The organism is Pseudomonas sp. R25(2017) (assembly GCF_002112565.1).
In the GTDB taxonomy this organism is placed as follows: Bacteria; Pseudomonadota; Gammaproteobacteria; order Pseudomonadales; family Pseudomonadaceae; genus Aquipseudomonas; species Aquipseudomonas ekonensis.
Genome location: NZ_NEHZ01000004.1, coordinates 267,898 through 288,773 on the forward strand (window position 1 = coordinate 267,898; position 20,876 = coordinate 288,773).

Annotated in this window: 18 protein-coding genes; 5 read left to right on the plus strand and 13 right to left on the minus strand. The window is 64.5% G+C overall.

The window, feature by feature from the left end:
- The first annotated feature begins 1 nt into the window (after position 1).
- Complete coding sequence (locus tag CAG31_RS07235; RefSeq protein WP_085579356.1) at positions 2-940, plus strand: MlaD family protein; 939 nt, start codon at positions 2-4, stop codon at positions 938-940.
- Positions 937-1,563, plus strand: a complete 627-nt coding sequence (locus tag CAG31_RS07240) for an ABC-type transport auxiliary lipoprotein family protein (protein ID WP_085579358.1) — start codon at positions 937-939, stop codon at positions 1,561-1,563. The genes CAG31_RS07235 and CAG31_RS07240 overlap by 4 nt, the downstream gene beginning before the upstream one ends.
- Positions 1,564-1,663: 100 nt before the next feature.
- On the opposite strand, the gene CAG31_RS07245 is transcribed toward CAG31_RS07240, so the two are convergent.
- The 5 genes from CAG31_RS07245 to CAG31_RS07265 all read right to left on the minus strand — a co-directional run bounded on the left by CAG31_RS07245 (position 1,664) and on the right by CAG31_RS07265 (position 6,023).
- The gene (locus CAG31_RS07245; RefSeq protein ID WP_085579360.1) at positions 1,664-2,893 is read right to left on the minus strand and encodes a nucleoside recognition domain-containing protein; all 1,230 of its coding nucleotides are present in this window, start codon (positions 2,891-2,893) and stop codon (positions 1,664-1,666) included.
- Positions 2,894-3,015: 122 nt separating this feature from the next.
- Entirely contained in the window at positions 3,016-4,347 is a 1,332-nt protein-coding gene (gene gltP, locus CAG31_RS07250; RefSeq protein WP_085579362.1) for a glutamate/aspartate:proton symporter GltP, read from the minus strand.
- Positions 4,348-5,042: 695 nt separating this feature from the next.
- Positions 5,043-5,507 carry an inhibitor of vertebrate lysozyme family protein gene (locus CAG31_RS07255; RefSeq protein ID WP_085579364.1) on the minus strand — a complete coding sequence of 155 codons (465 nt, stop codon included), beginning with the start codon at positions 5,505-5,507 and terminating at the stop codon, positions 5,043-5,045.
- Between the two features lie 2 nt (positions 5,508-5,509).
- Positions 5,510-5,674 (minus strand): DUF1328 domain-containing protein, encoded by a 165-nt coding sequence (locus CAG31_RS07260; RefSeq protein ID WP_085579366.1) that lies wholly within the window; start codon positions 5,672-5,674, stop codon positions 5,510-5,512.
- A 64-nt stretch (positions 5,675-5,738) separates the two neighbouring features.
- Positions 5,739-6,023, minus strand: coding sequence for a hypothetical protein (locus CAG31_RS07265; RefSeq protein ID WP_085579368.1), 285 nt, complete (start codon positions 6,021-6,023; stop codon positions 5,739-5,741).
- Positions 6,024-6,451: 428 nt separating this feature from the next.
- On the opposite strand from CAG31_RS07265, the gene algB reads away from it, so the two are divergent.
- Both algB and CAG31_RS07275 read left to right on the plus strand, forming a co-directional pair.
- On the plus strand, positions 6,452-7,798 hold the full coding sequence (gene algB, locus CAG31_RS07270; RefSeq protein WP_085579371.1) for a sigma-54-dependent response regulator transcription factor AlgB: 1,347 nt from the start codon (positions 6,452-6,454) through the stop codon (positions 7,796-7,798).
- Positions 7,799-7,808: 10 nt separating this feature from the next.
- A complete protein-coding gene (locus CAG31_RS07275; RefSeq protein WP_085579373.1) occupies positions 7,809-9,590 on the plus strand; it encodes a KinB sensor domain-containing domain in 1,782 nt (593 codons plus the stop codon).
- On the opposite strand, the gene CAG31_RS07280 is transcribed toward CAG31_RS07275, so the two are convergent.
- The 7 genes from CAG31_RS07280 to CAG31_RS07315 all read right to left on the minus strand — a co-directional run bounded on the left by CAG31_RS07280 (position 9,587) and on the right by CAG31_RS07315 (position 16,944).
- Positions 9,587-11,203, minus strand: a complete 1,617-nt coding sequence (locus CAG31_RS07280; protein WP_085579375.1) for an EAL domain-containing protein — start codon at positions 11,201-11,203, stop codon at positions 9,587-9,589. The genes CAG31_RS07275 and CAG31_RS07280 overlap by 4 nt on opposite strands.
- A gap of 72 nt (positions 11,204-11,275) precedes the next feature.
- Positions 11,276-12,055 carry an N-acetylmuramoyl-L-alanine amidase gene (locus tag CAG31_RS07285; protein WP_085579377.1) on the minus strand — a complete coding sequence of 260 codons (780 nt, stop codon included), beginning with the start codon at positions 12,053-12,055 and terminating at the stop codon, positions 11,276-11,278.
- Positions 12,056-12,156: 101 nt separating this feature from the next.
- The gene (locus CAG31_RS07290) at positions 12,157-14,256 is read right to left on the minus strand and encodes a GGDEF domain-containing protein (protein ID WP_085579379.1); all 2,100 of its coding nucleotides are present in this window, start codon (positions 14,254-14,256) and stop codon (positions 12,157-12,159) included.
- A complete protein-coding gene (locus CAG31_RS07295) occupies positions 14,253-15,131 on the minus strand; it encodes an endonuclease/exonuclease/phosphatase family protein (protein ID WP_085579381.1) in 879 nt (292 codons plus the stop codon). The genes CAG31_RS07290 and CAG31_RS07295 overlap by 4 nt, the downstream gene beginning before the upstream one ends.
- Positions 15,132-15,145: 14 nt before the next feature.
- On the minus strand, positions 15,146-15,787 hold the full coding sequence (locus tag CAG31_RS07300) for a thiol:disulfide interchange protein DsbA/DsbL (protein ID WP_085579383.1): 642 nt from the start codon (positions 15,785-15,787) through the stop codon (positions 15,146-15,148).
- Positions 15,788-15,996: 209 nt separating this feature from the next.
- A complete protein-coding gene (locus CAG31_RS07310) occupies positions 15,997-16,608 on the minus strand; it encodes a cytochrome c (protein ID WP_085579387.1) in 612 nt (203 codons plus the stop codon).
- A gap of 45 nt (positions 16,609-16,653) precedes the next feature.
- Entirely contained in the window at positions 16,654-16,944 is a 291-nt protein-coding gene (locus CAG31_RS07315) for a cytochrome c5 family protein (RefSeq protein WP_085579389.1), read from the minus strand.
- 191 nt (positions 16,945-17,135) lie between these two features.
- On the opposite strand from CAG31_RS07315, the gene yihA reads away from it, so the two are divergent.
- Complete coding sequence (yihA, locus tag CAG31_RS07320; RefSeq protein ID WP_085579391.1) at positions 17,136-17,780, plus strand: ribosome biogenesis GTP-binding protein YihA/YsxC; 645 nt, start codon at positions 17,136-17,138, stop codon at positions 17,778-17,780.
- Positions 17,781-18,064: 284 nt separating this feature from the next.
- On the opposite strand, the gene polA is transcribed toward yihA, so the two are convergent.
- The gene (polA, locus tag CAG31_RS07325; protein ID WP_085579393.1) at positions 18,065-20,869 is read right to left on the minus strand and encodes a DNA polymerase I; all 2,805 of its coding nucleotides are present in this window, start codon (positions 20,867-20,869) and stop codon (positions 18,065-18,067) included.
- Positions 20,870-20,876 lie beyond the last annotated feature (7 nt).

A 20,876-nucleotide genomic window follows, 5' to 3' on the forward strand; every position in this document is an offset into this window, starting at 1 on the left:
CATGGAAACCCGAGCCCATCATGTGTTGATCGGCCTGTTCACCGTGATCGTGGTGGCGGGCGCCCTGCTCTTCGGCCTGTTTTTGGCCAAGTCCAGCGTCGACACCGAGTTCAAGGATTACGAAGTGGTGTTCAACGAGGCGGTCAGCGGCCTGTCCAAGGGCAGCGCGGTGCAGTACAGCGGGATCAAGGTCGGCGACGTGGTCAGCCTCAGGCTTGATCCGGAAGACCCGCGCCGGGTGCTGGCGCGGATCCGCCTGGGCGGCGACACCCCGATCAAGGAAGACACCCTGGCCAAGCTGGCCCTGACCGGCATCACCGGCACCTCGATCATCCAGCTCAGCGGCGGCACGCCGCAGAGCCCGAACCTCAAGGGCCGCGACGGCAAGCTGCCGACCATCGTCGCCACACCCTCGCCCATCTCCCGCCTGCTCAATGACAGCAACGACCTGATGACCGGGGTCAACGAGCTGCTGCACAACGCCAACCAGATGTTTTCGGCGCAGAACGTCGAGCGCATCAGCAACACCCTCGCCCACCTGGAACAGACCACCGGCGCGATCAACGACCAGCGCGGCGACCTGCGCCAGGCCATGCAGCAACTGGCGGCGGTGGGCAAACAGGCCGGCAGCATGCTCGAACAGACGTCGGCGCTGATGCGCAACGCCAACGGCCTGCTCAACGATCAGGGCAAGCAGGCTCTGGGCAGCGCCGAGCAGGCGATGAAATCCCTGGAGCAAAGCAGCGCCACGATCAACGGCCTGCTGAGCAAGAACCAGACGTCCCTGGACAGTGGCCTGCAAGGCCTCAACGGCCTGGCGCCGGCGGTGCGGGAACTGCGCGAAACCTTGAGCTCGCTGCGCGCCATCTCCCAACGCCTGGAGGCCAACCCCAGCGGCTACCTGCTGGGCAACGACAAGAACAAGGAATTCACCCCATGAAGCCGACCCGCCTCGCCCTTTTCGCCGGTTTCGTGCTGGCCGCTTCGTGTTCGATCCTGCCCAAGCCGGAGCCGCTGGACGTCTACCGCCTGCCCGCCGCCCAGGCTCCCGCCCCGACCGGCCCGGCGGCCGTCCAGCACTGGTCGCTGCGCCTGAACAAACTGCAGGCCAGCGAAGCGCTGAACCGGCCGGGCATCGCCGTGATCCCTCAGGGCGACGTGATCAGCACCTACAAGGCCTCGCGCTGGAGCGACCCGGCGCCGGTGCTGCTGCGCAACCGCCTGCTCGACGGTTTCCAGCGTGACGGCCGGGTGTCGCTGCTGAGCACCGACGACAGCAACTTCCAGGCGGACCTGGAGCTGGGCGGCAGCCTGCAAGCGTTTCAGACGGAATATGAGGGCAACGGCGCCAGCGTCGTGGTGCGCCTGGATGCGTTGCTGGTGCGTGGCTACGACCAGCGCATCCTCGCCAGCCGCCGCTTCGAGGAACGCCAGCCGCTGAGCGATGTAAAGGTGCCGGCGGCAGTCGCCGGGTTCGGCCAGGCCAGCGACCGCCTGACCGCGAAGGTGGTGGCGTGGGCGGTGGAGCAAGGCCAGCGATTCGCATCGCAACCCCGGCCTTGAGCACCGCACAGAATCCTCTGGGAGCCAGCCCTGCTGGCGATGGCGGCCTGTCGGCCTACGGGCAATCGCCGGCAGTCCGGCTTTCGTCTCAGATCGGCGATCAGCCGAAGAACCAGTAGCACACGCCGATGGCGCCGAGCACGCCGGCCAACTCCGCCAGCAGCGCACACCCCACCGCGTGCCTCGCCCGCTGGATGCCCACCGCGCCGAAGTACACCGCCAGCACGTAGAACGTGGTCTCGGTGCTGCCCTGGATCGTCGCCGCCACCAGCGCCGGGAAGCTGTCCACGCCGGAGGTCTTCATGGTCTCGATCAGCATCGCCCGCGCGGCGCTGCCGGAGAACGGCTTGACCATCGCCGTCGGCAGCGCATCGACGAAACGGGTGTCCCAGCCGGCCCACTGCACCAGGTGGCGGATCCCGTCGAGGCCGAAGTCCAGCGCCCCGGAGGCCCGCAGCACGCCGATGGCGCAAAGCATGGCCACCAGGTACGGCAACAGGTTCTTGGCCACGTCGAAGCCCTCTTTGGCCCCTTCGACGAACGCTTCGTACACCTTCACCTTGCGCAGCGCGCCGATCACCAGAAACAGCATGATCAAGCCGAACAGCGTCAGATTGCCGAGGATCGACGACAATCCGGCCAACGCCGTGGCGGACATCGTCGCCAGCAGCGCCATGAAGCCGCCGAGGATCAGCGCGCCGGGCAGCAGGTAGGCCAGCACCACCGGATCCCAGATACGCAGGCGCTGCATGACCGCCACCGAGAGAAAGCCGACGATGGTCGAGCAACTGGTGGCCAGCAGGATCGGCAGGAACACCAGGGTCGGGTCTGGCGCGCCTTGCTGGGCGCGGTACATGAAAATGGTGACCGGCAGCAGGGTCAGGGATGAGGCGTTGAGCACCAGGAACAGGATCTGCGCGTTGCTGGCCACGGTGGCGCTGGGGTTGAGCTCCTGCAGGGCCTTCATGGCCTTGAGGCCGATGGGGGTGGCGGCGTTGTCCAGGCCCAGGCCGTTGGCGGCGAAGTTGAGGGTGATCAGGCCGATGGCCGGATGGCCCGGCGGCACTTCCGGCATCAGGCGCAGGAACAGTGGGCCCAGGGCCTTGGCCAGCCATTCGACGATGCCGGCCTTCTCGGCGATGCGCAGGAAGCCCAGCCACAGGGTGAGGGTGCCGAACAGCAGCACCATGACCTCGACCGACAGCTTGGCCATGGCGAAGATGCTTTCGACCATCGCCGCGAAGATCCCGGCGTTGCCGCCCACCAGCCACTGCGCCAGCGCCGACACGGCCGCCACGATGAAGAAGCCAAGCCACAGGCCGTTAAGCATCAGTCAAATTCCCCCGGAAGATGCGGCGAATGATAGCGGGGCTGCCGAAAACGACAAACCCCGGAAATGATCCGGGGTTTGTTTGTGCGGCCGCTGACTGCAGGAAGCCAGCAGGGCGTGTGTCAGTTCTTGGTGGCCTGGGCCGCCGGAACCTTGTCCTTGCTGCGCCAGTGCGGCAGGGAGTTCCAGTAGCGCTGGCCCTTGGCGTCGTCGTACATGCCTTCCCAACGGGCGATGACCAGCACGGCCAGGGCGTTGCCGATCACGTTCAGGGCGGTGCGCGCCATGTCCATGATGCGGTCGACGCCGGCGATGAACGCCAGGCCTTCCAGCGGAATGCCGACGCTGCCCAGGGTGGCCAGCAGCACCACGAAGGACACGCCCGGCACGCCGGCGATGCCTTTGGAGGTGACCATCAGGGTCAGCACCAGCAGCAGCTGCTGGCTGATCGACAGGTCGATGCCGTACAGCTGGGCGATGAAGATCGCCGCGATGCTCTGGTACAGGGTCGAGCCGTCAAGGTTGAACGAGTAGCCGGTCGGCACCACGAAGCTGCAGATGGCCTTCGGCGCGCCGTAGGCTTCCATCTTCTCGATCACGCGCGGCAGCACGGTTTCGGACGAAGCGGTGGAGTAGGCCAGCACCAGCTCATCCTTGAAGATGCGCATCAGCTTGATCACCGAGAAGCCGAACAGGCGAGCGATCAGGCCCAGCACCACGAAGCCGAAGAACGCGATGGCGACGTAAACCAGGATCACCAGCTTGGCCAGCGGCAGCAGCGAGGCGAAACCGAAGTTGGCCACGGTCACCGCGATCAGGGCGAACACGCCGATCGGGGCGTAGTTCATGATCATGTGGGTGACTTTGAACATGCTTTCCGAGACGCCCTGGAACATCTTCACCAGCGGTTCGCGCAGGTCCGACTGCAGGCTCGACAGACCGAGGCCGAACAGCACGGAGAAGAAGATGATCGGCAGCATCTCGCCGCGGGCCATGGCCGCGAAGATGTTCGACGGGATCAGGTTGAGGATGGTCTCGATGAACGCGTGTTCATGCTGTACTTCGGCGGCGGTGGCCTTGTACTTGGAGATGTCCACGGTGCCCAGGGTGCTCATGTCGATGCCGGCACCCGGATGGAACACGTTGGCCAGCAGCAGGCCGACGACGATGGCGATGGTGGTGACGATCTCGAAGTAGATGATGGTCTTCAGACCGATGCGCCCGAGCTTCTTGGCGTCGCCCACGCCGGCGATGCCGACGATAAGGGAGGAAATGACGATCGGGATCACGATCATCTTGATCAGACGGATAAAGATATCGCCTGCCGGTTGCAGGACGTTGCTGATCCACCAGGCCTTTTCGGCGCTGAAGTGGTTGAGCAACGCGCCAATGGCAATCCCCAATACGAGACCGATCAGGATTTGCCAGGCGAGGCTGAGCTTTGCCTTCTTCATTATTTTTACCCTTACTTGCGTTTGACTCAGGCACATGCAGGAACTGGAACGCGCTCGGCGCAAAAGTCTGTGCATCTGCCTCCGTATAAGGTGCTCCGGAGCGCATGATTACGCTCTCCGGCAGGCGAAAAAAGGCGCAACTATTCCGATGCGGGGTTGCGCCGTCTAATGCCGTAAGCGACTACCCTATGCCGAATCGGCATGAGATTTTTCAATTGAAACTGGCGTCCCAAGCGGTTCGATTGCGACATTCAAGCAGGCATAAGCGCCGTGAACCGGCCATTTCAGCGTAGCTGGCTTGTTTTTACGGTGTCCTGAATCGGAAGAAAATTTGGGAAAAAACCTACAACGGAAAACGAAAAGGCCCGATGTGAAATCGGGTTCTTTATCGATATACGGTCGCCGCGAAACACGGCGAAACGGTTTTCGCCACAGTCTGAACGATTCAACGGTGAGCAGGACGCTCTAGATCAACGTTTGGCGCGTTCGAAGCTTTCGGCAAGTCCGTCGGACCTCGGACGGGCCGGCGAACTTGCGCGCAGCTTCATTGCCCTGGCCCGGCCCTCATCGCAGGCACTCCCTGTACCCGTAGGTCACTCCGACCCTGCAACAGTCAGAACGTCCCGGCCCCTTGGCCATGCGCCGGCCTTCCTCGGGCGGGCGCAATGAAGGGCAGCTTGGCGCTGCCCTCATGTTCAATACCAGTTCGGATCCTTCCTCAGCGTTTCGGTCAGCAGTCCCTGCATGCCTTCATCGGGCTTGCCCAGGAATCGGTAAGTGGCATGCCGCGTCGGCGACTTGTCCGCCGGCAGCCCCTCCGGCACATCGACCAGCAGGGCGTAGGCCTGCTTCTTGTCGAAGCTGAAGGCGACGATCAGGCGGTGGTTCAGGCAGGTCTGCTCGGTCTCGCACAGCGGCCCCACCAGGTACTGGTCGCCATCCTCTTCGACGGCATTCATTTGCTGCTGCGGCGCTCCGGAGAGGTTCATCACCCATTCCGGCAGGCGTTCCTCTTTCTTCACCACTTTTTGCCAGGTGTCCCGGTATTGGGGGTCGGCATTGAGCAGCTCGTTGACGCGCGTCTGGCCATCATTGGCCGCCATCGCCATGGCGCAGCCGCCCATGAGCAGGGCGGCCGCCAGTGTCTTCACGACGCTCATGGTCAGCCTCGGCCGCGGCGGCCGAAGATGAAGGACGCGATGAACATCACCAGGAACACGACAAAGAGAATCTTGGCGATGCCCGTGGCAGTGCCCGCGATACCACCGAAGCCCAGCACGGCGGCGATGATGGCAATGATCAGGAAGGTGATTGCCCAGCTCAACATGATGATTCTCCTCACTTCTGTTTTAAGGGTGTTGCCCGTCTCGGCGTTCGACGCCCAGATTCATTCAAAAGATCCAGCGTTCTTCGCGGGGCGCCTGATCCAGCGGTTGCGGCTGGTCGACGTCGACCATGCGCAGCGCGACGTCCTCGGCCTGGCGGCTGGCGACCGCGCTGAAATGGGTCTGTACGGGGTGTTGGATCGAGATCAGGGGTTCAGGCGTCTGGCTCTGTTCCCAGCGCAGGTATTGCTGGCACGCGATCAGGGTGACCAACAGCGCGAGCAGGCCGAACAGGCCTTGCTGGATCTGCAGGGACGAGAGGCGAGCGGTGGTGGCGCTTGGGCGAGTCATCCTGGTGTCCTCACTCTTATTCGTTGGGGCGATCGATGTCTGCCCGGTCTGAGGGAGTCTTTGCAGAGCGCATGCCAGCTTTTTTTGATCAAAAATAATCAATAAAATCAATAACTTATAAAATCAATCAAGGAAAATGACGACGCATCCTGCACGATGCCGCCTGTCACCGTCGTGCGAATTGCACGACCGCTCCGACAGACATTTCATTCTTTTTGAATGGATGGCGGGGCGCGGATGTCAGAAATGAGGCGGGAGGTAATGGCGAAATCCGTGATCGACCGCAAAAGTCAGAAAAATCAGCGGATTAGCCGTAAGGGCAGGAGGGAGCTACCCTGCCATGACTGGAATCGATCAGAATCGACCATGCAACTTGCCCGATTTTTCCGGGACTAAACCAAGACATTCACTTATGGAGCGTAGGAAAAATGGAATCAGCCACTGAGCATCAAGGCCGCATTCTGCTGGTGGACGATGAATCCGCCATCCTGCGAACGTTCCGCTATTGCCTCGAAGACGAGGGCTATACGGTGGCCACCGCCACCAGCGCCGCCCAGGCCGATGCGCTGCTGCAGCGGCAGGTGTTCGACTTGTGCTTTCTGGATCTGCGCCTGGGCGAGGACAACGGTCTGGACGTCCTGGCGCAGATGCGCGTTCAGGCGCCGTGGATGCGGGTGGTGATCGTCACCGCCCATTCGGCGGTCGACACCGCGGTGGATGCGATCCAGGCCGGCGCCGCCGATTACCTGGTCAAGCCGTGCAGCCCCGATCAGTTGCGCTTGGCCACGGCCAAGCAACTGGAAGTGCGCCGGCTCTCGGCACGCCTGGAAGCCCTCGAAGGCGAAATCCGCCAGTCGAAGGACGGCCTCGACTCCCACAGCCCGGCAATGAAGGTGGTGCTGGAGACCGCGCGCCAAGTGGCGGGCACCGATGCCAACATCCTGATCCTGGGCGAGTCCGGCACCGGCAAGGGCGAGCTGGCCCGGGCCATCCATGGCTGGAGCAAGCGCGAGAAGAAGTCCTGCGTCACGGTCAACTGCCCGTCGCTGAACGCCGAACTGATGGAAAGCGAACTGTTCGGGCACAGCCGCGGCGCGTTCACCGGCGCCAGCGAGAGCACGCTCGGGCGAGTCAACCAGGCCGACGGCGGCACGCTGTTTCTCGACGAGATCGGCGATTTTCCCCTGACCTTGCAGCCGAAACTGCTGCGTTTCATTCAAGACAAGGAATACGAGCGGGTAGGGGATCCGGTCACTCGGCGCGCCGATGTGAGGATCTTGGCAGCCACCAACCTCAACCTGGAAGACATGGTGCGTGACGGGCGTTTCCGCGAGGATCTGCTGTACCGCCTGAACGTCATCACCCTGCACCTGCCGCCGCTGCGTGAACGAAGCGAGGACATCCTCACCCTGGCCGAGCGTTTCCTGGCCCGTTTCGTCAAGGAATACGCGCGTCCGGCCCGGGTGTTCAGCGACGAGGCCCGCGAGGCGATGCTCAGCTACCGCTGGCCGGGCAACATCCGGGAGCTGCGCAACGTGGTCGAGCGCGCCAGCATCATTTGCCCTCAGGAGCGGGTGGAAATCAGCCACTTGGGCATGGCCGAGCAACCGGCCGCCAATACGCCGCGGATCGGCGCCGCCCTGAGCCTCGACGAACTGGAGCGGGCCCACATCGGCGCGGTGCTGGCCACCGCCGGCACCCTCGACCAGGCGGCCAAGACACTGGGCATCGACGCCTCGACCCTGTACCGCAAGCGCAAGCAATACAACCTGTGAGCGGGTGACGATGAAGCTGGCAATGAAGTTGCGTACCCGGTTGTTCTTGAGCATTTCCGCGCTGATCACCGTGGCCCTGCTGGGGCTGCTGCTGGGCCTGGTCAGCGTCATGCAGATGGCCGGCAGCCAGGAAGCGCTGGTGCGCAACAACTTTGTCACCCTTGACCTGGGGCTCAAGCTGCGCCAGACCCTGGGCGACCAATTGATCATGATGCTGTCGGCAAAGCCCGACCCTGCGGCGTTCGAAGCCTCGCGACAGCATTACCGCGAACTGCTGGAGGAGGGCATCGCCCACGAAGCCCAAGGCGACGACAACCCGTACGGGTTCATGCAGGCCAAGGACGATTACCAGCGTTTCATGGAGGCTTATGACCGGTCGGCCACCTCCTTGAGCGACAGCGGTGAGTTGCGCGAACGCTTCAACACTCTGCGCAACGGTTTGGTCACCGAACACAAGCGCGCCCTCGACAACATCAATGCGGTGCAGCAGGCCGCCCGCCAACGGGCGTTGCTGATCGCCGGCCTGCTCGGGCTGGTGGGCCTGGCGGTGCTGATCATCGGTTTTGTGACCGCCCACGGGATCGCCCGGCGTTTCGGCGCCCCCATCGAGGCCCTGGCCAAAGCGGCCGACAGCATCGGCCAAGGCAATTTCGAGGTGACCCTGCCGATTTCCCCCGCCCTGGAAATGAACCAGCTGACCCGGCGTTTCGGCCTGATGGCCGAAGCCCTGCGCGAGCACCAGGCCACCAACGTCGACGAGCTGCTGGCCGGCCAGCAGCGCTTGCAGGCGGTGCTCGACAGCATCGATGACGGCCTGCTGATGATCGACCGCGAAGGGCGCCTGGAACACCTCAACCCGGTGGCCCAGCGGCAGTTGGGCTGGGACAGCGACCGGTGCGGGCAAGGATTGGGCGCGGCGCTGGGCCGGCCCGAACTGGATGTCCAGTTGCAATCGGTGCTGCGGGGCGGCTCGCTGGAGCGGGCACCGGAGGATCTGAGTGTCGAAGTCGACGGCGAGGCGCGGCTGCTGACGTTCAGCCTGACCCCGGTCAGCCACACCCAGGGCCATATCCTCGGGGCGGTGATGGTGCTGCACGATGTGACCGAGCAGCGCGCGTTCGAACGGGTCCGCAGTGAATTCGTCCTGCGCGCGTCCCATGAGCTGCGCACGCCGGTGACCGGCATGCACATGGCGTTCGGCCTGTTCCGCGAGCGGGCGAAGTTCGCCGAGGACTCTCGGGAATCCGATCTGCTGGACACGGTCAACGAAGAGATGCAGCGCCTGATGCAACTGATCAACGACCTGCTCAACTTCTCGCGCTACCAGAGCGGTCTGCAGAAGCTGTCGCTGGCGCCGTGCTCGATCGGGGATCTGTTGGAGCAGGCGCAATCGCGTTTTGCCGGCGCGGCGGCCGAGAAGGGCGTCACCCTGAGCGTCGAGGTGCAGGAGCCGTTGCCGCGGCTGCAGGCCGATCAGGCGCAGCTGGACCGGGTGCTGGACAACCTGATCGACAATGCCTTGCGCCACACCGCCCGGGACGGGCTGATCCGCCTTCAGGCCCGGCGCCACGGCGAGCGGGTGATCATCAGCGTCGAGGACAACGGCGAAGGCATCGCCTACGGTCAGCAGGGACGGATTTTCGAACCGTTCGTTCAGGTCGGGCGCAAGAAGGGCGGCGCGGGGCTGGGCCTGGCGCTGTGCAAGGAAATCGTCCAGCTGCACGGCGGCCGGATGGGCGTCTATTCGCGGCCGGGGCAGGGCACGCAGTTCTACATGGCGTTGGCGGTCTAGGCTTCGTCGTCGATCCGGCGCCCGGCCAGGCGCCGGCCGCGGGTGATCAGCTCGATGAACTGCACCGCGCTCAGGGCGTGGGCGAACAGCCAGCCCTGGCCGAACTTCACGCCTTCGCTGCTGAGCAGCGCCGCCTGGGACTCGAGCTCGATGCCCTCGGCGATCACCTTCAGATCCAGCGCCTGCGCCATGTGAATGATGTGCGGCGCGACCCCGCTGCTGGCGGCGTCGTGACCGAGGGCATCGATGAACGCCTTGTCGATCTTCAGGCAGTCCACCGGCAGGGTCTGCAGGTAGGCGAGGCTGCAATAGCCGGTGCCGAAATCGTCGATCAGCACCTGATGCCCCACATCGCGCAGCGCTTGCAGGTTCTCCCGCGCCACCACCACGTCGATCAGGCCGCGTTCGGTGACCTCGAACGCGATCTGCCGCGCCGCGACCCGGTGCAGGGCCAGCAGCCGGGCCATGACCTGGCCGATGCGCGGCACCATCACATCGCAGGCCGCCAAGTTCACCGAGATGTACAGTTGCGGATTGGCCCGCAGCAGCTGGCCCAGCTGCTCCAGCAGGCGCTGCAGGACGAAGTCGGTCATCTGCCGGATCTGCCCGGTGTTCTCCGCCATCGGGATGAACAGGTCGGGGCTGGTCAGCGTGCCGTCCGGCCGGCGCCAGCGCAGCAGGGCCTCGGCGCCGACGCAGTTGCGGCTGTCGAGGTCGAAGATCGGCTGGTACAGCACCTGCAGCTCGCCCCGGCGGATCGCGCCGTGCAGCTCGGCGTCCAGCGACTGCCGCTGGCGCACCAGCCAGAACACCAGCAGGCCGACGAAGGCGCCGAGCATCAGGCACAGCGGCACCATCCACCACCAGAGCTCCGGGATGTGCATGCCGGTGCGCGGGGTGATCAGCACCAGCTGGTACTCCGGGTTGTCGGTGGGCATGCGATAGATCAGGCGCGTCTGGGTCACCTGCAGCGCGTCCGGGTTCTTCGGCGGCCAATGGTCGGTGGGCGGCCAGGCCTGCGGCACGCCGAGCACCGGAATCGCCCGCGACCCGTGATCGAGCACCACCAGCAGGCTGCTGCCGGGCGACAGGTCGACCATGTCGGTCAGGTGCCCGCGGGAGGTGGCCACGCGGAAGTTGCCGCGGCCGAGCATCAGGGCGGCGCGGTTTTCGTCGGGTTCGGTGGTGGTGTTGAGCCAGTAGCTGTAGGTCGGGCCCTTGATGTCCGGCGGGCGCACCACCGAGAGGGCATCCTGGCGCGGACGGTTGGAGCAGATCCGCGAAGCGTCCATGTAGGCGGCTTCGTAGACGAAGCGGTAATTGAACGTGACCTGCTGCAGGGTGGCGATCATTTCCTCGTCGCAGCTGCGCAGGGGTTGGGCCTCCAGGTCGTCGAGGCTTTCGCGCAGCTGGCCGAACAGTTGCTCGAGGCGGGCGAGGAAGCGTGCGCCCTGGGCGTTCATCTCCTGGCTCTCGTTCTGTTCGACCTGGCGCACCGCCACGAACAGCCCGCCGGTGATCAAAAGGCTTGCGCTGAGGACAGCCGCGAGCATCGCCAAAAACCACGGGCGATAAAACCAGCCACGCAACGTCTCTCGGGTAGCTACCATCATGGATATCCGAAGAATTACCAATGAGTTATAGCTGCTGATTGCGATTTCGCCCTGACCGTCGGGCGGGCGTCATTATTTTGTCTGGTTCAGCACCACCAGCAACGCTGCCGTTTGCGCGTCCGGCGTGCCGTCGAAGCGCGAAGGGCGGTAATGCATCTGGAACGCCGCGAGCACGTGGCGGGTCGCCACATCCAGCTCGCCGGTCTGCGGGGTGGCGTAACCCAGCCGCGCCAATTGCATCTGGAACCAGCCGATGTCCGGCAGCTGCGCATTGAACTGCGCCTGCCGCTGGGCGACCGCCTGCTCGTTCGGCCACAGGCCCAGCCCTTCGGCGGCCAGGCGCTTCCAGGGGAAGAGCGGGCCCGGATCGAGCTTGCGCAGCGGCGCGATGTCGCTGTGGCCGATGATGTGGCGCGGGCTGATGCCGTTGCGTTTGCTGATGTCCTTGAGCAGCACGATCAGCGACTGCACCTGGGCTTCGCTGTACGGATACCACACACGGCCGTTCGGGGTGTCCCGGAAGCCGGGGTTGACGATTTCTATGCCGATCGAGCTTGAGTTCAGCCAGGTGCGGCCCTGCCACTCGCTTTCGCCGGCGTGCCAGGCGCGCAGGTTTTCGTCCATCAGTTTGTAGATGGTCGCCTTCTTGTCGTCGCCGATCAGGTAATGGCTGCTGACTTCGCCGTGGGTCAGCAGTTGCAGCGAGCGCTCCAGCGAGGCAGTGGTGTAGTGCACCACCACGTATTGGATGCGGCTGTCGTGGTTGGCTGAAGGGTGGCTGGTGTCGAATCGCGGGCCGCTGGCGCAACCGGCCAGCACGAGCAGCGACACGAGGAGAGCAAGGAATTTCATGGTTTAGGGCAGTACACGCAAGACAATAATGCAACAGTGTAACGTACTGCCCGGCCCGCAGACGGCCATCGGCCCGATTTAAACAAAATGGAACAATTGCCTCAGCCGGCCTCCACCCGGTTGCGTCCGGCGTTTTTTGCCCGGTACAGCGCCTGATCGGCTCTTTTGAGCACCTGATCGCTGCGTTCTCCCGGTCTGAACGACGCCAATCCCATGGAAATGGTGATCGTGACCCGCTCCCCCTTGAAGTGGAACGGGCACGCCTCGATGGCCGCGCGCAAGGTCTCCAGCAACCGGGCGCCGACCGCCGGGGTGGTGGCCGGCAGCAGCAGGACAAATTCCTCGCCACCGAAGCGGGCGATGAAATCGGTGCCGCGCAGGCGTTTGCGCAGCACCGTGGCGATGATCTTCAGCACCTTGTCGCCGGCCAGGTGGCCGTAGTTGTCGTTGATCCGCTTGAAGTGGTCGAGGTCGAGCATGGCCAGGCTCAAGGTGTTGCCGTGTTGCTGCCACTGGGTCATTTCCTGCTCGAGCCGCTCGCTCCAGGCGGCGCGGTTAGGCAGGCCGGTGAGGGGATCGATCAGGGCCTTCTGGCGTTGCTCTTCGAGGTGCTCGCGGTAGCCGAGCGCTTCTTGCTCCATGTGGGCCACGCGCTCGGCCAGGCTCTTGAGGCGTGCGGCGACTTCCTGCTCGCGGGCGTCGCGCTGCTTCTGGTGCTGATCCATGGTGCCGAGCAGGCCTTCCAGGTGGTTTTCCAGCACTTGCTTGAGGTCGTCCAGGTCGGCGGCTTCCTGCACGCTGTTCTGCAGGCCGTCGACCTGCTCACGGATCTGCGTGTCCATGGCCCGGGCGGCGGAGCTGTTGTCGGCGTGCCCCTCGCTGGCGGCCTTGAGGTTGCTCTGGAACGCTTCGAGGCGTTCGTTGAGCTGTTGCAGGTACACCTCGAATTCGTGTTGGCCGCTGTCGGTGATGGCCAGCATCAACGTCGCCAGATCGTCGAGGATCGGCAACAGTTCGTACCAGTTCAAGCCGTTCTTCAACCGATCGCGCATTGCCTCGGCTTGCGGGCGATGGCGCTCGGGCAGCGTCAGGTCGTCCAGCAGGCCGATCAGGGTGTCTTCGATGTGCCGAGCCACCGAGCTGTAGGACGGCTCAGGGGAATCCGGCAGGGCGTAGAGGATGTCGTGCTCGGCCTGTTCGGGGTCGATGGCCGCCAATGCCAGGGCGATGGGCTCGGGCAGGGGCAGGCTGTCGAGGATCATCGCGGCGGTGTTTTCGCCGGGTTGGATCAGCTCGTCCGGATTGACCGCGACCGGCGCGGGCATTGGTGCAGCCGGAACCGGTTCGGGGGTGGCCGGTTCGGTGATCGCCGCAACGGGTGCCTGGGGCGTGCGCTCGGCGACCGGTGGCTGCGGCGTGAAGGCGAATACTTCCGGCTCCGGCTCCGGCTCCGGCTCCGGCGGGCTGGCCGGGCTCGGCAGCGGTGCGGGCGCCGTCGCTTCGGTGGCGAGGCTGGCCCCCGGCAGGTGGCCGGCGGGTGCGGCCTCTTCAGGCTCGGCGACTGGGCTGGGGGCGGTCTCTTGCCGCAGGTCGGCCGGTGGGGCGTGCGTCGGTTCGGTGTGCTCGGAAGCCGGAGCCGTCGGTATCGGCAGCACCGGCTCCGGCTGCTCGTCATTGTCGCGATGGCCGAACAGGCGCTGCAGCAGTCCGGGCCGGCCCGGTTCCGCCGGCGTCTCCAACTGGCTCAGGGCCTTGCCCTGCAAGCCGCTGAGTTCGCTGAGCAGCAGCGGCATTTCCCGGGCCTGTCCGACCCGGTCGTCGAGTTGTTTGGCGAACTTCTTCAGCGGCCGGGCGACGTCCCGCGGCAGCGGCAAGGCCTGCAACTGGGTGACCAGCGCATTCAGCGCGGTGCTGACCTGGTTGATCCGCGTCTCCCGGCGCTGCTCGGAGTCGAGCACGGCTTTTTCCAGGCGCGGCAGCAGGGCGGCGAGGCCGGCGTCCATGTCGTCGGTGCGCACCACATCACGCATCTCTTTCATGCACTGGTCGACCACCCGGTCGGTGCCTTCGGCCGCCAGGGTGCTGCGCACCAGGCCGCGGCGCAGCAGGTCGAGCCGGGCGTCCCAACGACGTTCGAGCTTTTCCTGCTGTTCGATGCTTTTGAGGTATTTCTCTTTCCAGCGCTGGGCTTCGTCGCTCATTCAGGGCTTCCGCGAAGGGCAGGACTCAACGCGGGCAATGCATCGGCCGTGAGCGAACCCGGCAGACGAATCTCTACCGCGACCGGCAGGTGATCGGAAATCGGTTGCGGCAGCACTTCGACCTTTTCCAGGGTCAGGGTCGGGCTGAGCAGGATATGGTCCAGGCAGCGCTGGGGGCGCCAACTGGGGAAAGTCGCTTCAAGCTGCGGGGCCAGCAGGCCGAGGTCGCGCAGCGGAGAGTGCTGCAGCAGGTCGCTGGCGTGGGTGTTCATGTCGCCCATCAGCACCTGGTGCCTGTAGTCGCCGATCAGGTCGCGGATGTACGCCAGTTGCAGCGTGCGTGCGCGGGGGCCGAGGGCCAGGTGCATCATCACCACCACCAGCGCCTCCGGGCCTTCGCCGAAGCGCAGCAGGATGGCGCCGCGGCCCTTGGGCCCGGGCAGCGGATGGTCTTCGATCGCCCACGGCCGCAAGCGGCTGAGCACGCCGTTGCTGTGCTGGGCCAGGCGGCCGAGGTTGCGGTTGAGCTGTTGGTACCAGTAGGGGAAAGCGCCGAGCTGGGCCAGGTGCTCGACCTGATTGACGTAGCCCGAGCGCAGGCTGCCGCCGTCGGCTTCCTGCAGGGCCACCAGATCGAAATCGCCGAGCAGGCTGCCGATCTTCTGCAGGTTGCCGGAGCGCCCGTTGTGCGGCAGCAGGTGCTGCCAGCTGCGGGTCAGGTAGTGCCGGTAGCGCTCGGTGGAGATGCCGACCTGGATGTTGAAGCTGAGCAAGCGCAGACGGCTGTCTGCGGGCAGGCCCGTGGACTCCAGGTGATGCTCGTTGACCTGCGGATCGTGCAGGCCGACGAGGCGTTCGGCTCTCCAGCGGCGCATGGCGGTCGCCGCGCTTAGTTGGCGGCGGCCTTGTTGGACGCTCGCTCTTTGGCGACCAGTTGGTCAGCCAGTTTCAGGGCCTCTTCGGCACCACCGGCAGAGCCGATGTCGAAGCGGTACTTGCCGTTGACGATCATGGTCGGAACGCCGGAGATTTCATATTTCTTGGCCAGTTCACGAGCCTTGACGATCTGGCCCTTGATGGCGAAGGAGTCGAAGGTGGCGAGGAACTTGTCCTTGTCCACGCCCTGGGTGGCGAGGAAGTCGGCCATGTCGTTCTTGTCGGTCAGCTTCTTGTGTTCCTTCTGGATGGCGTTGAACACGGCGGCGTGGACGTTGTGCTCGACGCCCATGGCTTCCAGGGTCAGGAACATCTGGCCGTGGGCGTCCCACGGGCCGCCGAACATGGCCGGGATGCGCACGAAGTTGACGTCGGCCGGCAGCTTCTCGACCCATGGGTTGATCACCGGCTCGAACGCGTAGCAGTGCGGGCAGCCGTACCAGAACAGCTCCACCACTTCGATCTTGCCAGGCACGGCGACCGGCACCGGATTGCTCAGTTCGACGTAAGGGGCGGCAGGGGCCTCGGCGGCCTGGGCGGTCACGCCGAACAGGCTGGCAGCGACGAGGGCGGCGCTGATGATCAGATTACGCATGCTTTACTCCTGGGCAAATGGGTCGCCTCGCGCAGCCTGTCTGCGGACAGGTCGTGGCGGGCATGAGTCCTGTAGTGTAACGGCAGCGGCCACAAAAAAGGGCGGCCAAGGCCACCCTTTTTATACTTGCTTGAGCGGATTAATCGAGCGTTAACGTAGCGGGGGATTCCCTTGCGCGCAACGCCCGGATCACGCCGGCAAGCCTGGCCTCAGTGCAGGCCTTGAATGTAGCTGGAGACGGCGGCGATGTCCTCGTCGCTCAGCTTGCGGGCGATGGTGCGCATGGTCATGGCGTCGCCGTCGTTGGTGCGTCCGGCTTCTTCCTTGCGGAAATCGGTCAGCTGCTTGGTGATGTACTGGGCGTGCTGGCCACCCAGGTGCGGGAACCCGGCGGCCGCGTTGCCGGCGCCGTTCGGGGAGTGGCAGCCGGTGCAGGCCGGCAGGCCTTTTTCAAGGTTGCCGCCACGGAACAGCGCTTCGCCGCGGGCCACGATCTTGGGATCGGCGGCGCCGACGCTGCCTTTCTGGCTGGCGAAGTAGGCGGCGATGTCGGAAAGGTCCTGATCGCTCAGGTTGGTCAGCAGGCCGGTCATTTCCAGGACGGTGCGCTTGCCCGACTTGATGTCGTGCAGTTGCTTGGTCAGGTAGCGTTCGCCCTGGCCCGCCAGTTTCGGAAAGTTTGGCGCCATGCTGTTGCCATCCGGGCCATGGCAGGCACCGCATACGGCGGCTTTGGCCTGGCCTGCGGCGGCATCGCCTGCAGCATGGGCGAAGCCTGAGATTCCCACGGTCAACAGCAGACTCACGATCAGTTTGTTCATCAGCTAATCCAACTACGGCTAAGGGTTAAGAGTTATGGACCGGGCTTACTCGCTCATCCAGAGGATGATGGCTCGGTAATCCTCGGTACTGCAGTCCATGCACAAACCACGCGGCGGCATCGCCTTGAAACCCTGGGTCACGTGTTGCACCAGCGTCTCCATGCCCTTGGCCAATCTCGGCGTCCAGGCTTCCCGATCGCCCTTGCGGGGCGCCGTAGGGAGCTGGCCGGAATGACAGGCACCACAGACACGGTTGTACACGGCTTCCGGATCCTGTGCGGCCTGAATGCTGTGAAGCGGCATCAGAAGCCCGGCAGCCAGCAGCCATTTCGTCATAAAACGACCTTTTCAGGGTTGAGAGCGTTCTGCGTTCTGTTGCGCAATCAAGGTCTGTCGCTCTCGTGAACTTCATCCTACGCTGGGACAAAGCGCACACAAAATCTGCGGCATTATATACTGGCGTCACTGAAACGGAAGCGACCTCGCTTGCCGCGCCCATTCCCGGCGCCGTCCACATCGGAAATCCCATGCAGCTCAAGAACCCCATCCTCGGCCTGTGCCAACAGTCCACCTTCATGCTCAGCGCCGCCAAAGTCGATCAATGCCCCAGCGACCAGGGCTACGAAGTGGCCTTCGCCGGCCGCTCCAACGCCGGCAAGTCCAGCGCGCTGAACACCCTGACCCACGCCAGCCTGGCGCGCACCTCGAAAACCCCGGGCCGCACGCAGCTGTTGAATTTCTTCAAGCTAGACGATGAACGCCGTCTGGTCGACCTGCCGGGCTACGGTTATGCGAAAGTGCCGATCCCGCTCAAGCAGCACTGGCAGCGTCACCTCGAGGCTTACCTGGGCGGTCGCGAGAGTCTGATGGGGGTGATCCTGCTGATGGACATCCGCCACCCGTTGACCGACTTCGACCGGCTGATGCTCGACTGGGCCGTCGCCGCCGGCATGCCGATGCACATCCTGCTGACCAAGGCGGACAAGCTGACCTACGGCGCCGCCAAGAACACGCTGCTCAAGGTGCAGTCGGAGATCCGCAAGGGGTGGGGCGATACGGTCTCGATCCAGCTGTTCTCCGCGCCCAAGCGCATGGGCCTGGAAGAGGCCTACACCGTGCTGGCGGGCTGGATGGAGCTTGCGGACAAGGGCGCCGAAGCGGCGGCCGAGTAAATCGCGGGCAAAAAAAGCCCCGGACTTCATATGGGGAGGGAGAAGTTCCGGGGTTCAAGTTCCGAACCGCTAGGGCGGGGTTCAGATATCTGCCAACACTTAACACAACATAGGAGCATCGAAGGGCTTCACCAGCCATTCAGTAACTCTGAGTGGCCCTTCGCAAGATTAGTTCAGATTTTTTTCAAAAAGCTTTGGAATAATTCCAAGAGCGATCGGAACTAAGCCCGTTCCCGGGCCTTCGCCGCGACGCCATGCCGCAGCGAAGGCCCGTCCCAGACGGCTCAGTGAGCCTCGTCCCAGTTGTTGCCGATACCCACTTCGACCAGCAGCGGAACATCCAGTTTCGCCGCGCCGCTCATGTGCGTGCGGATTTCTTCGCTGACCTGACCGACGAGATCCTCGCGGACCTCCAGCACCAGTTCGTCGTGGACCTGCAGGATCACCTTGGCATCCAGTCCCGACGCCTGCAGCCAGTTGTCCACCGCCACCATGGCCTTCTTGATGATGTCCGCCGCCGTGCCCTGCATCGGGGCGTTGATCGCCGTGCGTTCGGCGGCGGCGCGTTCCTGCGGCTTGTTGGAGTTAATCTCCGGCAGGTACAGGCGGCGGCCGAAGAAAGTCTCCACGTAGCCCTGGTCGGCCGCCTGCTTGCGGGTGCGCTCCATGTATTCGCGCACGCCGGGGTAACGGGCGAAGTAGGTGTCGATGTAAGCCTTGGCGGTCTTGGTGTCGACGCCGATGTCCTTGCCCAGCTTCTGCGCGCCCATGCCGTAGATCAGCCCGAAGTTGATCGCCTTGGCGCTGCGGCGCTGATCGGAGGTCACTTCGTTGAGTTCGACCTTGAACACTTCGGCGGCGGTGGCGGTGTGCACGTCCAGGTTGTTGCGGAACGCGTTCATCAGGCCTTCGTCGCGGGACAGGTGGGCCATGATCCGCAGTTCGATCTGCGAGTAGTCCGCCGCCAGCAGCTTGTAGCCGGCCGGCGCGACGAACGCCTGGCGGATCCTGCGGCCTTCGGCGGTGCGCACCGGGATGTTCTGCAGGTTCGGGTCGCTGGAGGACAGCCGTCCGGTGGACGCCACCGCCTGATGGTAGGAGGTGTGGATGCGTCCGGTGCGCGGGTTGATCTGTTCCGGCAGGCGGTCGGTGTAGGTGCTTTTCAGCTTGCTCATGGAGCGGTACTCCATCAGCACCTTCGGCAACCGGTAGTCGTCCTCCGCGAGCCGCGCCAGCACGTCTTCGGCGGTGGAGGGCTGCCCGGTGGCGGTCTTCTTCAGCACCGGCAGGCCGAGCTTCTCGTAAAGGATCACGCCCAGCTGCTTCGGCGAGCCCAGGTTGAATTCCTCACCGGCGATCTCGAACGCTTCGCGCTCCAGAGCGACCATCTTGTCGCCCAGCTCGATGCTCTGCACGCCGAGCAGGGCGGCGTCGACGAACGCGCCCTGACGCTCGATGCGCGCCAGCACCGGCACCAGCGGGATCTCGATGTCGGTCAGCACGCTGGCCAGGCTCGGGATGGCGTTGAGCTTTTCGATCAGGGCCTGGTGCAGGCGCAGGGTCACGTCGGCGTCTTCGGCGGCGTACGGGCCGGCCTGTTCCAGGGCGATCTGGTCGAAGGTCAGTTGCTTGGCGCCCTTGCCGGCGATGTCCTGGAAGCTCACGGTGGTGTGGTCCAGGTACTTCTGCGCCAGGCTGTCCATGTCGTGGCGGGTGGCGGTGGAGTTCAGCACGTAGGATTCGAGCATCGTGTCGAAGGCGATCCCGCGCACGGTGATGCCGTTGGCCGGGTCGCCGCCGATGGCGCAGTTGGCGAGGATGTTCATGTCGAACTTGGCGTGCTGGCCGACCTTGAGCTTGTTCGGATCCTCCAAGATCGGCTTGAGCGCGCGCAGCACGGTGTCGCGGTCGAGCTGATCCGGTACGCCGATGTAGGAATGGGTCAGCGGAACGTAGGCCGCTTCGTTGGCCTGCACGGCGAACGACAGGCCGACCAGTTGCGCCTGTTGCGCGTCGATGCCGGTGGTTTCGGTGTCGAAAGCGAACAGTTCGGCGCTTTTGAGCTTTTCCAGCCAGACATCGAAACGCGCCTGGTCGAGGACGGTCTCGTAGCGGGTTGCGCCGGTCGCTTGCGGCGCTTCGGCTTCGGCGGCGCTGAACAGGTCGGCGGCCGGCTCAAGCTCGGCCGCGGCCTTGAGTTCGACGCGCTTGGCGTCGCGCTCCAGGTCGTTGATCCAGCCCTTGAACTCCATCAGCGTGTAAAGCTCAAGGAGCTTGGCCGGATCCTCGGCGCCCATGTGCAGGTCGTCGAGAGTGATGTCCAGCGGCACGTCGACCTTGATGGTCGCCAACTGATAGGAGAGGAACGCCATCTCCTTGTGCTCTTCGAGCTTGGCCGGCAGGGTCTTGGCGCCGCGGATCGGCAGGGTCGGCACGATGTCGAGCTGCGCGTAGAGTTCGGTCAGGCCGCCGTTGACGCCCACCAGCAGGCCTGAAGCGGTTTTCGGACCGATGCCGGGCACACCGGGGATGTTGTCGGAGGAGTCGCCCATCAGGGCCAGATAATCGATGATCTGCTCCGGTGCGACACCGAACTTCTCCTTAACGCCCTCCACGTCCATCGAACTGCCGGACATGGTGTTGACCAAGGTAATGTGCCCGTCGACCAGTTGCGCCATGTCCTTGTCGCCGGTGGAGATGATCACCGGCCGGTCGGCGGCCGCGCTGCTGCGGGCCAGGGTGCCGATCACATCGTCGGCCTCGACGCCTTCGACGCACAGCAGCGGGAAGCCGAGGGCGATCACGCTCTGGTGCAGCGGCTCGATCTGCACGCGCATGTCATCGGGCATGCTCGGCCGGTTGGCCTTGTATTCGGCGTACATTTCGTCGCGGAACGTCCCGCCCTTGGCGTCGAAGACGACGGCGAACGGGCTGTCCGGGTATTGCTTGCGCAGGCTCTTGAGCATGTTCAGCACGCCTTTGACCGCGCCGGTCGGCATGCCTTTGGAGGTGGTCAGCGGCGGCAGCGCATGAAAGGCGCGGTAAAGGTAGGACGAACCGTCCACCAGGACGAGGGGGGCTTGGCTCATGTGCAGG